General features: G+C 56.2%; 11 protein-coding genes. 7 read left to right on the top strand and 4 right to left on the bottom strand.

Annotated features, from left to right (window positions below):
- Positions 1-94 precede the first annotated feature (94 nt).
- Positions 95-1,149 (top strand): IS3 family transposase gene (locus ESZ00_RS19960; RefSeq protein WP_229741404.1). Its coding sequence is split into 2 segments (ribosomal slippage): positions 95-263 and positions 263-1,149, totalling 1,056 coding nucleotides; the frame shifts between segments, so codons are not numbered across the junction.
- Positions 1,150-1,456: 307 nt separating this feature from the next.
- On the opposite strand, the gene ESZ00_RS19955 is transcribed toward ESZ00_RS19960, so the two are convergent.
- Both ESZ00_RS19955 and ESZ00_RS19950 read right to left on the bottom strand, forming a co-directional pair.
- A complete protein-coding gene (locus ESZ00_RS19955) occupies positions 1,457-2,869 on the bottom strand; it encodes an FG-GAP repeat domain-containing protein (RefSeq protein ID WP_129210180.1) in 1,413 nt (470 codons plus the stop codon).
- 56 nt (positions 2,870-2,925) lie between these two features.
- Positions 2,926-4,281, bottom strand: a complete 1,356-nt coding sequence (locus ESZ00_RS19950) for a Gfo/Idh/MocA family protein (RefSeq protein WP_129210179.1) — start codon at positions 4,279-4,281, stop codon at positions 2,926-2,928.
- Positions 4,282-5,006: 725 nt separating this feature from the next.
- Here ESZ00_RS19950 and uvrA point away from each other — a divergent pair.
- The 5 genes from uvrA to ESZ00_RS19925 all read left to right on the top strand — a co-directional run bounded on the left by uvrA (position 5,007) and on the right by ESZ00_RS19925 (position 11,653).
- The gene (gene uvrA, locus ESZ00_RS19945) at positions 5,007-7,511 is read left to right on the top strand and encodes an excinuclease ABC subunit UvrA (protein WP_129210178.1); all 2,505 of its coding nucleotides are present in this window, start codon (positions 5,007-5,009) and stop codon (positions 7,509-7,511) included.
- Positions 7,512-7,844: 333 nt separating this feature from the next.
- A complete protein-coding gene (gene dnaK / locus ESZ00_RS19940; RefSeq protein WP_129210177.1) occupies positions 7,845-9,737 on the top strand; it encodes a molecular chaperone DnaK in 1,893 nt (630 codons plus the stop codon).
- A gap of 31 nt (positions 9,738-9,768) precedes the next feature.
- Positions 9,769-10,248 (top strand): nucleotide exchange factor GrpE, encoded by a 480-nt coding sequence (locus ESZ00_RS19935; protein WP_164981650.1) that lies wholly within the window; start codon positions 9,769-9,771, stop codon positions 10,246-10,248.
- A gap of 72 nt (positions 10,249-10,320) precedes the next feature.
- Complete coding sequence (locus ESZ00_RS19930; protein WP_129210175.1) at positions 10,321-11,334, top strand: DnaJ C-terminal domain-containing protein; 1,014 nt, start codon at positions 10,321-10,323, stop codon at positions 11,332-11,334.
- Positions 11,335-11,344: 10 nt separating this feature from the next.
- Positions 11,345-11,653, top strand: coding sequence for a chaperone modulator CbpM (locus ESZ00_RS19925; RefSeq protein WP_129210174.1), 309 nt, complete (start codon positions 11,345-11,347; stop codon positions 11,651-11,653).
- A 15-nt stretch (positions 11,654-11,668) separates the two neighbouring features.
- On the opposite strand, the gene ESZ00_RS19920 is transcribed toward ESZ00_RS19925, so the two are convergent.
- Positions 11,669-12,235 carry a hypothetical protein gene (locus ESZ00_RS19920; RefSeq protein ID WP_164981649.1) on the bottom strand — a complete coding sequence of 189 codons (567 nt, stop codon included), beginning with the start codon at positions 12,233-12,235 and terminating at the stop codon, positions 11,669-11,671.
- An 88-nt stretch (positions 12,236-12,323) separates the two neighbouring features.
- Positions 12,324-12,656 (bottom strand): hypothetical protein, encoded by a 333-nt coding sequence (locus tag ESZ00_RS19915; protein WP_129210173.1) that lies wholly within the window; start codon positions 12,654-12,656, stop codon positions 12,324-12,326.
- Positions 12,657-13,360: 704 nt separating this feature from the next.
- Between ESZ00_RS19915 and ESZ00_RS19910 the strand changes: the two genes are divergently transcribed.
- The gene (locus ESZ00_RS19910) at positions 13,361-15,145 is read left to right on the top strand and encodes a GAF domain-containing sensor histidine kinase (protein WP_129210172.1); all 1,785 of its coding nucleotides are present in this window, start codon (positions 13,361-13,363) and stop codon (positions 15,143-15,145) included.
- The last annotated feature ends 2 nt before the right edge of the window (positions 15,146-15,147 follow it).

Genomic DNA, 15,147 nt, shown 5'->3' with positions numbered 1-15,147 from the left:
GTATTTGCTCCAGGTATAGGCCGCATTCAGCTTGGTCTGCCCGGCTTGATCTGTACCAGTTGTAATCATAGGAACTGGGTACAAGGAGCTGGCTATGGCGAGGAAGCGGCATACCCCTGAGCAGGTTGTGAACCTACTCCGGCAGGTGGAGGTTGGGATCGCAAATGGGAAGACGACGGTGTTGGCCTGCAAGGAAGCGTCGATCACGGAGCAGAGGTACTACCGTTGGCGTCGTGAATATGGTGTTGTGAAGGACATCGCGGAGGGAAACTTCTAAGCCCTGAACGACGGCGCTGTGCGGTGGCTCATGCGCAGCAAAAGGGCATGGGCGAGCGTTGGGCGTGCCGTGTGCTGAAGCAGCCACGCGGCACGCAGCGCTACCGTCCGACACAGCGCGAGGACGAAGATCGACTAACACAGGCCATCGTTGTTCTGGGCGGCAAGTATGGCCGCTACGGCTACCGACGCATCACGGCTCTTCTGGTGCGGGCTGGCTGGAAGGTGGGTAAGGATCGTGTGGAGCGCATCTGGCGTCGCGAGGAGCTGAAGGTCCCACAGAAGCAGCAGCCACGCGGCAGGCTGTGGCTCAACGATGGCTCGTGTGTACGGTTGCGACCGATGCACCCGAACCATGGGTGGAGCTATGACTTCGTCAGCATGCGAACGCATGACGGCAGAACGGCGCGTGCGCTGAATCTGATCGACGAGCATACCCGCGAGGCTCTTGCGGTGCGGGTAGAACGGCGTTGGTCGAGCGCGCAGGTGATCGAAGCTCTGGCGGATGTGATGGTGATTAAGGGCATATCTGTGCACCTTCGTTCGGACAACGGACCTGAGTTCGTGGCGCACGATCTGCGCAAATGGCTGGCCCAGACAGGAGCAAAGACGATGTACATCGAACCCCGTTCGCCGTGGAAGAACGGATACTGCGAGAGCTTCAACTCGAAGATGCATGATGAGTTCCTGAACGGAGAGATCTTCTACTCGATCAAAGAACTGCGAGTGTTGGCCGAACGCTGGCGCAAACACTACAACACCGTTCGGCCGCACTCATCGCTCGGCTACAGACCACCCGCGCCGGAAGCATGGCTGGCATCAACCGCTCGGCAGTCGGACGAGCCGAACCCGGAGATCGCTGCGCTACACTAACAATCCAACTGCTACAAAACATCGGTCAGGCCAAAGTAGAGTGATCCCAAAAGTCATAGAAGTTGAGCACTTGAACTCAGATGTAAACGCGTTACACTCTCTCCTCATCATCGGTACAAAACATTGGACAATCCACTGTTGCTCAACAACTGTGCGTGGAGTCTCAACAGGCTGTTCGGATCGAGCGGAGCTCGGGCGATGGGTGGCGGTAGACCGAGGTTAGTATGGGGCGGCGCCAGTTGTACAGCTTAGGCGAGCATAGGTCGTCTGATCATGAAAAGAGTGATAGGAGGGGGGGCGGCCCTGGCTACTGGGGAACTGGCGGCCCATCTTCCTGAGGCACCTCGGAGCCCTCGCCGGGGAAAGGCCATGCGCGGTTGATCGGTTGCATCTCCTCGCGCAGAGATTTGCTGACGGTATTGATCTTCAGGTTTTCGAAGACGTGCACGCCAAGCTTCCCGGCGGTAGCGAAGTCCAGGTCGCCATCGTGATCGAAGTCGGCGGCTACGATCTGCGTGCCAATGGTTGCCGTGCCGTTGACCGACAGTGCGATGCGCTCGAACATTGGATTGGCCGTTGGATTGGAGATGACCATCGTGCTGCTCACCGTCTCGCTGGGCGCGCCATTATCGGTGTGAGACTTTGCTGCCGCCAGTGCTGCTGAGTCCGGTAGTCGATAGGCATAGACGACGGTCGGGTCATAAGAGCCGGGGTCGCCGCCTGAGTGGCCGCGATAGCGCTTGCCCGTGACGAGCAGCGGTGTGCCTTCGCCGTTCAGGTCGAGCAGCGCGAGCGCGTGCGACTGCGAGAATGACTCGTCGATGGTGTGGCGAATCCACTGCGGATGCTCGCGCGTGCCAGCCTGTTCGAGCCAGTAGAGGCCGTAGCCGTGGCCCTGCCCATAGATGAGGTCCATACGTCCGTCGTGGTTCACGTCATAGTCGAGGATGGGGAAACCCGCATCGCCCAGTGTCCAGTCAGGGTGCCAGATCCACTTGTCGGCGCTGGCGTCCACCTGCTCGAACCAGCCGTGCGTGGTGAGGATGTCAGCCTTGCCGTCGCCGTTGATATCCGCGATGCCGATGCCGTGACCGTCCTGCACATGGTTGCCAACGTGGTGGACCTTTGGTCTGCTTCCAGCGAAGTCGACCCAGAGCACGCCGGCGCGGTTGTAATGGGCAAGCGCGAGATCCGGTTTGCCGTCACCGTTGATGTCGGCGAAGGCTCCTCCTTCCGTGTCGAAGCTGTCGGTAATCTTCTCCGCCTTCCATTGTTCACCGGCGGCGGTGGCTTTTGGGCCGGGATTGCGATACCACCAGAGGCCATTTGAGATCCAACCTACGGTGACGAGATCCGGCAGGCCATCGTGATCTACATCGACCACCCACTCTCCGCAGTCGGAGACGAACTCGTTGTGAATGCCCACGGTGCGGAACTGGTGCTGCTTCCACTCGCCGCCTCTGGCTCCGGGGTTTTCATACCAGTACGCGCCGCTGAGCAGGTCGAGGAAGCCGTCGCCGTTCATGTCGATCATCGAGATGCCTTCGGCGTGATCGGTGCCGAGGCGTTGGGTAAGGAAAGCAATGCGGGGCTTGCCATCCATGTCATTGCCTGGTTGCTGCATGCGCTTCTCGGTAGCGTGGGCCGGGTCCTGTGCGTAAGTGGCTGCAGAAAAAAATACGGTGGCAAGACATACCGCGGAAATTCTGAATATGTTCATCGTCCTGTTCATGATCGGAGTACTCCTGTTGGACTGTGTGAACGGTGAGGACGAGTTCACACGAGTTTCATCGCTTCCGGGTCCCAGTGTACGACGCTGTCCTTCTGGACGCTGAGATTGCTGAGCAGCGCGGCCCCGGCAGCGCGGAAGCCGAAGACCGGGTCTTCGACCACTGGCTTGCGGCTACGCACTGCCGCGAAGAAGTTGTGGAAGTGGTCATAGCTGTCTGAGTAGCCCGCCGGCGCAGTGAAGGATTCGACATGGCGCGGCGGTGGGCCGTCGGGGTGCTCAAGCGGATATTTCTGCCGGTACTGTTCGATGTATGCCTTCTGCATGGAGTCGGCGAAGGTGGAGACGGTGTAGCCGGGCTCTTTTGCCGGAGGCACGCGGTGGACGGTGACCGTCTGGGTGCTACCGTCGATCTCCATCTGGCCCTCGGAGCCGGTAAAGAGAAAGCCCTCGCTCTCCTCGCCGCCATCGACAAAGTTGACGTGCAGGCTGAGGTTGAAATCCTGTGGGTAGTCGAAGAGCGCGAGGAGCACATCGTCTGCGTCGCGGCCGTCCTTCCAGTAGCGCAGGCCGCCGGTGGCCATGGCGCGGGTGGGACCGTGCGCGCCGGTGATGAAGTGCGTGCCGCTGAAGAGATGCACAAAGAGATCGCCGGCCACGCCCGAGCCATAGTCCTTCCATTTACGCCACTGGAAGAAGCGCTCGGCGTTCCATGGAATTTTTGGCGCCGTGCCAAGGAAGCGCGGCCAGTCGCAGGTCTCGGTCGAGGCGTCGAGTGGGATGGAGTAGTTCCATGCGCCCAGTGAGGAGTTGCGGTCCCAGCGCGCGGTGACGAGGTTGAGTTTCCCGATGGCGCCCGACTCAAGCAGCTCCTTGGCCTTGGCATAGACGATAGAACTGACGCGCTGGCTGCCCACCTGCAGGATGCGGTTGGTCGACTTCGCGGTGGCGATGATCTCCGGGCCGTCGGGATAGACGTGGATCATCGGTTTCTCAAGATACACATCCTTGCCAGCCTTCATGCTATCGACCGCTGCCTGCTTGTGCCAGTGATCGGGCGTGGCGATGAGCACTGCGTCCACATCCTTGCGGGCGAGGATTTCGCGATAGTCGCGGGTGGTGAAGATGTTCGCGCCCCAGAGCTCTTTGGCATGGGTCAGGCGACCGTCGTAGCAGTCAGCTACGGCGACCAGCTTCACGCCTGGGACTTGAATGGCGGTGCGCGTATCGCCCTGGCCCTGGATGCCAGCACCGATCAATGCCAGCTGGATATGGTCATTGGCCGAAACCGGTGTAGACTGGCCGACCGCTGTCTGCTCAAGGAGGTATGGAAAGCCAGCCGAGGCGCCAGTGAGAAGCGTTGTCTTTGCCGCGGCACGAAGAAAGGTTCTGCGATCGATCATTCGCCTGCATCCTCGTCTTTGAAGATTTGCACGTCCGAATCGCTGAAGGCGTGCTTATACGGGAGATTCTCGCCTGCGAATGGAAAGTTACGGGATGGGCTCGTGGTATGTCCAATTTTCTGTCTGCATCGGGCTTGATACCGAGTTCTGCATTAAGCCGGCACAGAAAGAGATCATCGCGCCTGGTGGATTCGCCGTAGCCGTATGGGCTGGGTGGTTGCCCCTTTATCGCTCATCCGGGTGCAGTGCATCGCGCTAGGAAAGCCGTGATGCGCTCGCGGATCGCAGCCCTCGACCGACGTCGGCGGAGATGTTCCTGCGCCTATATAAAGATATAATAACAGCGCTTTCAACAGCACTTTAGTATCACTGACAGATATGCAGGAGTCCCGGTGGTATGGTGCACAAGGCACAGGCTTACGATTGGGAGATGTCTCTGAAGGCAATTGAACGATTGAATGCAGCCATCGGTTCGCAAAACATTCCACTCAGGACAGAGATATTTTCTCTAAAAGATATCGCGCAAGCGCACGAAAGATTGGAACGTGTCACGTCATTGGAAAGATCGTTATTCCCTCGGTGAGTGAGGGATGAACCCTCTCGCGCCAGTTGGGATTTCCAGGCGTTTCACAGGCATCTAGATGCATTGACCGCACATATCTGAAGCATCCGGAACGTGAATGGCACGGAACCTAAAAAGATATTGAACAGTTCGGAGAGAAGATATGTCGCGTGCAGGTTTCGTTTGCGTCCGCGGGGCACGGGAACACAATCTGAAATCGGTGGATGTCGATATCCCGCGTGATGCGCTGGTGGTGTTTACGGGGGTGTCTGGTTCGGGCAAGTCATCGCTCGCGTTTGGGACTCTGTATGCGGAGGCGCAGCGGCGCTATCTCGAATCGGTCTCACCCTATGTACGCCGTTTGTTTCATCAACTCGGCGTTCCCGATGTGGACAGGATCGACGGTTTGCCGCCCGCGATTGCGCTGCAACAGCAGCGCGGCACGCCCACCACACGCTCCTCCGTCGGCAGTGTAACCACGATTTCAAACTTGTTCCGCATGCTCTATTCCCGCGCTGGTCATTACCGAAAGGGCCGGCCGATGCTCTATGCGGAGTCCTTTACATACAATCTCCCCGAGGGCGCGTGTCCTGTCTGCCACGGGCAGGGCCGCATTTACGAAGTCACCGAGGAGTCGATGGTGCCCGACCCCTCGCTTACTATCCGTGAGCGGGCAGTGGCCGCCTGGCCCACCGCCTGGCAGGGGCAGAATCTTCGCGACATTCTCGTTACGCTGGGCTACGACGTGGACCGCTCTTGGAAGAATCTTTCCGATAAGGACCGGCAGTGGATTCTTTTCACGGAAGATCAGCCGACTGTACCTGTTTACGCGGGGCTTACGCCTGCCGAGACGCGACGCGCGCTGCGGGCAAAAATGGAGCCCAGCTATCAAGGCACATTCACCAGCGCCCGGCGCTACGTGATGGAGACATTCACCAAATCGCACAGCGCGATGATGAAGAAGCGTGTTTCGGCCTTTATGCTGAGCACGGAGTGCCCATCCTGCCATGGCGAGCGCCTGCGAGCCGATGCTCTGGAGGTGACCTTTGCGGGATTGAACATTGCGCAGATGGGCAATCAGTCGCTGAAGGCAACCCGCTCGCAGTTGATGCGCTATGCGTCGGGCGAAATCTTCGAGCCGTCGCATACCGCCGAGAAGATAGAAACCGCTAGGACCATCACCAAGGATATTGTTTCGCGACTGGATGCGCTCGTCGATCTGGGCGTTGGCTATCTTTCTCTTGAGCGCAATACCGCCACGCTTTCGCCCGGCGAACTGCAGCGCGTGCGACTGGCGACGCAGCTGCATTCAAACCTGTTTGGTGTTATCTATGTGCTCGATGAGCCGTCTGCAGGGTTGCATCCCGCCGATACTCAGACATTGCTGCGCGCTTTGGATGCATTGAAGCGCGCAGGCAACTCTCTCTTCGTGGTCGAGCATGAGATCGATGTGATCGAGCATGCGGACTGGATCGTAGACGTTGGCCCAGGGGCCGGTAGCAATGGCGGTGAGATTCTTTATAGTGGTGAGCCGCACGGGCTGGTCGATCTCCCGGCCTCGCAAACAGCAAGATATGTTTTCGGCCGGTTTCAGCCTTCGACGCATGATCCGCGGTCGCCCAAAGGCTGGCTGCGTCTGAAGGGCATTACGCGGAACAATCTTCACGGGCTGGATGTGGCCTTTCCTCTGGGTGTTCTTACCTCGGTCACAGGCGTATCCGGTTCAGGGAAGTCGACGCTTGTGAGCCAGGTGCTGGTGGATCTGGTCAGTGAATCTCTGGGGCAGGCGATGGAGGCGAGTGAGCCGGATGAGGAGGACGTGGATGTAGCTCCTGCATCCAAGACAGAAGGCCGCATAGTTGAAGGTGCCAGGTCTGTCAAACGGCTCGTGCGCGTGGATCAAAGGCCCATCGGACGCACACCGCGATCGAACATGGCTACCTATACCGGACTGTTCGATCACGTGAGAAAGTTGTTCGCAGAGACGGAGATGGCGCGAGCCCGCGGATACGACGCGGGCCGCTTTTCGTTCAATGTCGCCAAGGGCCGTTGCGAGACATGCCAAGGCGAGGGCTTTGTCATGGTGGAGCTGCTGTTTCTGCCTAGCGTGTACTCGCCTTGTCCCACGTGCCATGGTGCGCGCTTCAATGCAGAGACGCTCGAAGTTACATTTCATGACAAGAGCATTGCGGATGTTTTGAATATGACTGTGGTCAGCGCAGCGGAATTCTTTCAGGCGGAACTGGCGATTGCTCGCTCGCTGAATTTTCTGCTGGAAGTGGGACTGGGCTATTTACGGCTGGGACAGCCGGCCACAGAACTGTCTGGCGGTGAGGCGCAGCGCATCAAGCTGGCAACAGAACTACAGCGTCCGCAACGGGGCGACACCCTGTACGTCCTCGACGAGCCGACTACGGGTCTGCATCCCGCGGATGTGGAACGGCTGCTCGTTCCATTGAACCGGCTCATCGATCTTGGCAATACGGTGGTCCTCGTGGAGCAGGATATGTATGTCGTAGCCAGCAGCGACTGGGTTATCGATATCGGTCCAGGAGCCGGTGACGAGGGAGGAAAGATCGTCGCCCAGGGAACTCCATGGAGCGTTGCGGATGGCGCAGGACGTACGGCGCCTTACTTGAGGAGATTTCTCCGGCCGCTCAAGAACTGATGCGATTGCCCTGATCGTCGAAACTACAGCAAGAACTGATGCGATGTCGTGGCTTCTCTATGTTCACCAGATCCATACAGCAGAGCAACGGGATCCATGCAGCGTGAACGCAGAGCGGATCGCTCTCTGCATCAGCACTGTCATTGCTTCATACCTCTTATATAAAGATATAATTGCCGCGCTTTCAGCCGGACTCTACCATCGCTGACAGGTCTCCAGCAGTCCTCGCGCAAACCCAGAGTGGGCGTGATGGAACTGGGCCGTTGTTGGCTATCAGCCTCCTTCAGAAATACCCAAGCGACCCCAACTTTGAAGCATGCGAGGTAGGATGTCATGGCAAAAGCAGTAGGCATAGATTTGGGAACGACCAACTCCGTCGTCGCGGTGATGGAAGGCGCGAAACCAACGGTCATCATCAACAATGAAGGAAGCCGCCTGACTCCTTCTGTTGTGGGGTTTACCAAGACGGGCGAGCGTCTCGTCGGGCAAATGGCGAGGCGTCAGGCCGTGCTGAATCCGGAGAACACGATTTATTCGGCCAAGCGATTCATCGGGCGACGCTTCTCCGAGGTGCAGTCCGAGATCAAGAACGTTCCCTATAAGGTAGTGGCCGGACCGAACGATGCCGTTCGCTTTGTGATTCAGGGCAAGGAGTATTCGCCGGAGGAAATCTCGGCCATCGTGCTGCGTCGGTTGGTTGATGATGCGGCCAAGTATCTGGGGGAGAAGGTTACCGATGCGGTGATCACCGTCCCGGCCTACTTTAATGATGCCCAGCGGCAGGCGACGAAAGACGCCGGCAAGATCGCAGGACTGAATGTGCTCAGGATTATTAATGAGCCGACCGCAGCTGCGCTGGCTTACGGGCTCGAGAAGAAGACAAACGAAACGATCCTGGTCTTCGATCTCGGTGGAGGAACCTTCGATGTCTCGATCCTCGACGTTGGGGACGGAGTATTCGAGGTGCGTTCGACGGCTGGCGACACCCACCTGGGCGGAGACGATTTCGATAAGCGCATTGTGGACTGGCTTGCGGAAGAGTTTCAGCGCGAACAGGGGATTGATTTGAGAAAGGACCGTCAGGCCTTGCAGCGTCTGACGGACGCTGCGGAGAAGGCAAAGATTGAACTGTCGTCTGTACTGGAGACCACCATCAGCCTTCCTTTTGTTACAGCGGATGCCACCGGACCGAAGCATCTGGAAATGAAGCTTACGCGTGCCAAGTTCGATCAATTGACCTCTGATCTTGTGGAGCGCTGCATCGGCCCGGTCAAGCAGGCCCTGAAGGATGCGGGCATTGCGGAGAAAGAGGTCCACGAAGTGATCCTGGTTGGCGGCTCCACGCGCATTCCGGCAGTGCAGGCGCTGGTCCGCCGTCTGACAGGAGGAAAAGAGCCGAACGAATCGGTCAACCCGGACGAAGTCGTGGCGATCGGAGCTGCGATTCAGGCTGGCGTCCTTGCGGGTGAAGTCAAAGGTGTGGTGCTTCTCGATGTGACTCCGCTTTCAGTGGGTCTGGAAACGCTAGGTGGCGTCATGACCAAGCTGATCGAGCGCAATACCACCATCCCCGCGCGGAAGTCCGAGGTCTTCTCAACCGCGGATGACAATCAAACCGCTGTAGATGTCCACGTGCTCCAGGGCGAACGGGAGCTCGCGCGCGACAATAGGACGCTCGGGAACTTCCGGCTTGAAGGCATTCGTCCCGGGCCTCGAGGAACTCCGCAGGTGGAAGTCAGCTTCGATATCGACGCCAACGGTATTCTGACCGTTACTGCGAAAGACAAGGATACGGGGAAAGAACAGAAGGTGACGATCAGCGGATCGACTCAGCTCAGCAAAGATGAGATCGATCGCATGGTGGCCGATGCCCAGCAGCACTCGGAAGAGGACAAGCGGCGTCGTGAAGAGGTCGAAGTTCGAAACACGGCAGACGCGACTGCATACCAGGTGGAGAAACAGATTCAGGACCTGGGAGATAAAGCACCGCAGAACGAAAAGGCCCGGGCAGAAGAGCTGATCCACTCCGTACGCCAACTGGTGAAAGAAGGCTCGTCCGATCTTGCGAAATTGCGCCAGATTACTGGCGATCTCCAGCAGATGGCTCACGGTTTGGCATCGGCAGCGCACAGTCAGTCGACTGCGTCGGAAGGCGCGGGAGTCGGGGCAACGTCGAGCGGCAATCACGATGATGTTATCGATGCTGAGTTCAACGAGACAAAGTGACGGTGTCCTCGACTGAGAGGTTATGACTGATATGGAAACGGTGCTGGATAGTAATAATAATCCGCTCGAGGAGCGTATTCGTGAACTCGAGGAGAGGGTTCGCCAGGAGCACGATTTGTATCTCCGTGCCCTGGCGGACTTCGATAACTACAGGCGACGGATTGATCGGGAGCGGACTAATACGGTTTCAACCGCGAAGCGTGAGATCCTTCTCCCGCTCCTGGAAGTGCTCGACGGACTCGAACTCGCTCTGCATCACGCGGAAGATGCTGCCTCTCCGTTAACGCAGGGAGTTCGCGCCATACAGCGCAGGTTCCTCAGTCTGCTGGAGCATCATAAGGTCGAAACGATCCAGAGTGTCGGCGAACCTTTTGATCCCCGTGTGCATGAAGCCATTGACTCTGTGCCCAGCGAGGAGCATCCTTCGGGAACCATCGTTGAAGAGGTCCAGCGCGGCTACCGGCTCGGTGATGATCTGCTGAGACCTGCCCGCGTGCGAGTTGCGGCTTAATCGCGTTTCCATCATCCTGTGCCTTGGTGAATGAGACATCACCGAGGCTCATCTTGATTTAAGTGAGTTCCGATGGCCGTCAAATTCAGAGACTACTATGAAGTTCTCGGCGTAGCGAAAACTGCGACGCAGGATGAAATTCGTAAAGCGTACCGTGCGCTCGCGCGAAAGCATCATCCAGATGTGAACCCTGGCGATAAAGCTGCCGAGGACAAATTTAAAGAGATCAATGAAGCCTATGAGGTTTTGTCAGACCCGGAGAAGCGCAAACGATTTGATCAACTGGGGCAGAACTGGAAGGCGGGCTCTGATTTCACACCGCCGCCCGGCTGGGAGCCAGGAGCAGGAGGCTACGGTGGCTTTGGTTCCGCTGGCGGTCAGAGGGCTTCGGGTGATTTTAGTGACTTCTTTGAGAGTCTTTTTGGCGGCCGACGGAGCGCCCGGGCCGGCAGTGGGTTTCGGATGCGTGGTAGCGATGTCGATGCAGAAATCACGCTAAGCCTCGAAGAAGCACATCGCGGTACAAAGCGGACCATCAGTTTCGAATCGACAGAAACATGCCCGACCTGTGGCGGGAGTGGCAAGAAGGATGGCAAGGCATGTCCCACTTGTGGAGGGGCTGGAGTCGTGCTTCGACCGAAATCTCTCGAAGTCACGATTCCGGCGGGCGTTCGTCAGGATTCTGTCATTCGATTGGCTGGGCAAGGAGAAGCCGGTGGAAATGGCGCGCCTGCCGGCGATCTCTTTCTGCATATACGGATTCAACCTCATAAGCGATTTCAGGTGATTGGAGATAAGGACGTCGAGATAGAATTGCCCGTTTCTCCGTGGGAGGCAGCACTTGGGGCGACCATCAACGTGCCGACCATGGATGGATCGGTAGAGATGAAAATTCCGCCGGAAACACAAGGGGGCAAAAAGCTTCGGTTGCGTGGTCTGGGTTTAAGCGAGAGAAATGGGGCAAGGGGAGATCAGTATGTCAGGCTCAAAATTCTGAACCCCACGGACTTGAGCGCAAAGCAAAAAGAACTCTTTGAACAGCTTGCTACTGAGTCTCATTTCAATCCTCGCGACTCGCAATTCTAGGAGGAGAAAGATGCAGTCATACGCCATTGTTCTTCGCCGTCGTGAGGGCTCCGAATTGACTCTCGAAGATCTCGCTCTCCATGCCGATGTGCATCCTGCGCTGATTTCGCAGTTTATAGAATTCGGACTGATCACTCCTATCAGGCGCAATGAGATCGAGTTACTGTTCGATCCTGCGGCAGCGCCTCGCCTGCGGAAGATTGTTCGGCTTCGGCGCTCTTTAGGAATCAACCTCGCGGGTATCTCGGTGGTCCTTGATCTTCTGGATAAATTGTCCCTTGTTCAGCTTGAGAATGAGGCATTGCGTCGGCGCGGTTGAGCGCACCCAGTGTCGTCAAAACACATCCGGAGTGTCACCCGCAAGCAGGCATTGAGGCACCTGGTCAAAGCTATAGCCATTTTGGGAGCTGCGGAGGGTGAAGACGAACACGATGTCGAATCGGTTCTCGGGCCAGTGTTGAGGAGCAATGTCTCCGCCAGGAATCACTTTTGCGATTTCGTAGATACTGTCGTGTTGCCAGGCAATCAGGACGGGCCCCTTGCAGGCTTGGGCAGCACTCGCAACGGCTGACTCTTGTCCTCTGTTGAAAGTCATATTGATTTTCAGGCCAAGTTTTTCTGCGAGTGGTTTGATGGTCGCTTCGGGACGGTGGCTTTTGCACTCGTCATCTGCGCTATGCGAAGGCGCTGAGGCAAAGAGAAATTGAGGTGGGACAATCAACGACTCCGATGACTGAGCGTGTCCGGGCGCAAAGAAGTGCGCAAGCGCACCTGCACGTTGCCAACCTTTTACCGTCAGGTGATGCGAATTTTTTTCGCCCTTTTGTTTGACGCCGGCAATTGCTTGAGTTGGCTTTTCTGCGTGGCGAATGATCATAATGACGGGAGCTTTGGGTTGCATTTCGCTATTCCTTTTAGGCTTCCCGCCGAGCAAGCACTTGGCTCTCTGTAGCAGGCGTTAACCTGGAGGTTTGGATCCATGGCAGGGATCATGGCTTATCTTCGCCAGCCGGCGTCTCGGACACAACTTCTGCAAATACAAACCGGCACAGGCGAATCTTTTTGCCATAGACCTTTGCCTGCCTCTGCATTGCATCCACAATGGCGGGTGCCTCCATCGTGTAACGTTTTACGGCCACGAGGGGAATCTTCGCGCCAGGCGCCCATACTTGCTTCAGGCCGATCTCTCCCGAATGTAGCTCGTCTACGCCGAGCCAGGCAAACAACTCGATCGCTCGGATGGGATGGTCTGGCTGGGGTTGCACCCTCTCAGCTTGCATATCGTGACTAAATCCTTTGCTAGGCTCATTCTTCGCGCTCATCTGTATCCCCTTTTAGAAGCCTACAAAGTTGTATGCGTGTCTGTTATGTTCTTTCTCTGCAAAACAACTCTTCTATTCAGGAATTGCTTGATCGGCTCTTGAAATACGCCTCTGTTCCTGAAGGTGATTTAGCGGCTTATGCCTTGAATCAGCATGATAATAGCGCACAAAATATCGGCCAATTATATGTTTCTATGATGCGGCGCACTTAGGAGGCAGCTTTTAATCAGATGCATACTCTCTCCACCTCATTGAGACAGATGAGCGTTGAACGAATATCGAAGTTTGATTTGAACGCGGTGGTTGACAGCAAAGTTCGCATCATTGGGATGAATACAGTCGGGACATTTGTATAGCTAATAGACGCTCAGAAGAAGTTTGGACTCCACTCGGAGTCAGTCGCTGGAGCGGCTCAAAGCCTTTTCCGGAATTGAGGGCTTCCGGGCATCACGAGGATGCATTCTGGAGTGCATGTGACTGCGCAAGAGATAAGCAGATCTCCTGCTTGTCGTCCCTTTAGTGAAGTTCGGTTGTCGTTTTGCAAGAGCCGTGACCATCGATCGGTGCACGTGGCCGAGACGGGAATAGCCGTCATGTATTCATATAGTGAATATCTATAATTCTAGGAATTCATTATGCAAATGAGAGGTGGGACTTTTTAATGGAATGCAGAGTCTGCAATCAGCGAAAGGAGTAAGAGCATTGTGAAAGGGGAGGATGCGCGCGCCAGACTCGACGAATTTCGAATCCGCGTGCATGGCGATGGGGCTCCCCGCTGGCCAGGTAAGGACGAAGGTCATGTCCAGTCGGTCAAGGGCGGCTCACTGGTTGCTATCAATAGATCCTCTGAAATCTCTCAGGCTCGGAATGAGCTGCTTGACTTCACGGTCATCGCTGAAACGCTGCAGCAGGTCTCAAATGAAATAGCTCCCGATCGCCTGATTCGTTTACTCATGAAGGCGGCGAGCCAATATGCTGGCTCTGAACGTGCTGTTTTGATTATGTATGAGCGTAAGGACGCTCGCGTTGTCGCGGAGGCAATTTCCCGGCCTGGTCGTGTTGAGGTGAATTTTCGTGATGAGCGATCTTCGGACGGGGATCTGCCTGGCTATGCTGTCGAGTTGACAAGACTCATGACGGAAAGCACTGTTCGGGAGGATGTGTTTTCCCCCAACGGACATTCTCCTGACGATTACATTTGGCAAAATCGCTCCGGTTCCATGCTTGGCTTGCCTCTGATGAGCAAGGGTAAGCTCATCGCATTGCTTGTTCTGGAAGACCGCAACAAGTCAAATCCACTCGTGCCGGAATGTTTAGTCGTTCTGAAGCTCTTGGCATCACAAGCCGCCATGTCGTTTGAGAACATGCGTCTCACCCAAGAACTTCACGAGCGTGAGGCCCAGATTCGAAGGTTGGTGGACGCCAATATTATCGGCATTGCTATCTGGACGGACGATGGGCAAATCGCGGAAGCCAACGATGCATTTATGAAGATCATTGGCTATTCTCGCGAAGACATTCAATCGGGGCGAATACGATGGGCGGATCTAACACCGCCAGAGTTGAGGGAAGACGACCAGCAATTGATGGATGAACTGAAGGCGAAAGGATCGGTTCAACCTTACGAAAGAGAGTATCGACGCCGGGATGGCACTCATATCCCTGTTTTGATCAGCTGTACAAGCCTGGATGGGGCAGAACACAAGACAGTTGCGTTTGTCATAGATATGACAGAGCGAAAGCGCTCGGAGGCCATGTTGCGAGCGCTTCGAACGGAGCTCGAGCATGCATCGCGGGTCATGACCATTGGTGAATTAGGGGCTTCGATTGCGCATGAGACGAATCAACCTCTAACAGCAATTGTGACCAATGCCTCTGCACTCTTGCGATGGTTGGACGCTACTCCTCCGAACCTGGTCAGAGCACATGAGACAGCTGAGTGGATTGTCCGTGATGGCGAGTGGGCGGCGGACGTAGTTCGGGGGCTCAAGGCGTTAAGCCAGGTGACACTGATAGACAAGAAACCTGTTGATCTCAATCAGTGTGTCGAAGAGATCTTGCCTCTCATTCAGGGTGATCTTCGCAATGGCGCAATCAGCCTGACAATTCAACCCGCGCAAGGACTGAAGCAGGTTCTCGGAGATCGTGTCCAGTTGCAACAAGTGATATGTAACCTCATCAAGAACAGTATCGATTCTATGGCCGCAGTACAAAATCGACCACGAGAACTGTTGATTGCCACTTACAATCTTCATCGAGAATCCGTGGGTGTTCTTGTCCGAGATACGGGGATGGCTGTAGCCCCCGACAAGCTTGATTACATTTTCGACAGGTTTTACAGTACGAAAGCCGAAGGTTTTGGGATAGGTCTTTCCATCAGCCGTTCCATTATTGAGAATCACGGTGGCCAGCTATGGGCTACCATCAATAAGGATGTCGGTATGACCTTTGAGTTCACTATTCGAGCCTATAAGCCCGAATATTCGTAGCG

The organism is Silvibacterium dinghuense (assembly GCF_004123295.1).
In the GTDB taxonomy this organism is placed as follows: domain Bacteria; phylum Acidobacteriota; class Terriglobia; order Terriglobales; family Acidobacteriaceae; genus Silvibacterium; species Silvibacterium dinghuense.
Note: the sequence above shows the minus strand (reverse complement) of the source record. Positions and strands in the feature narration are given on the sequence as shown.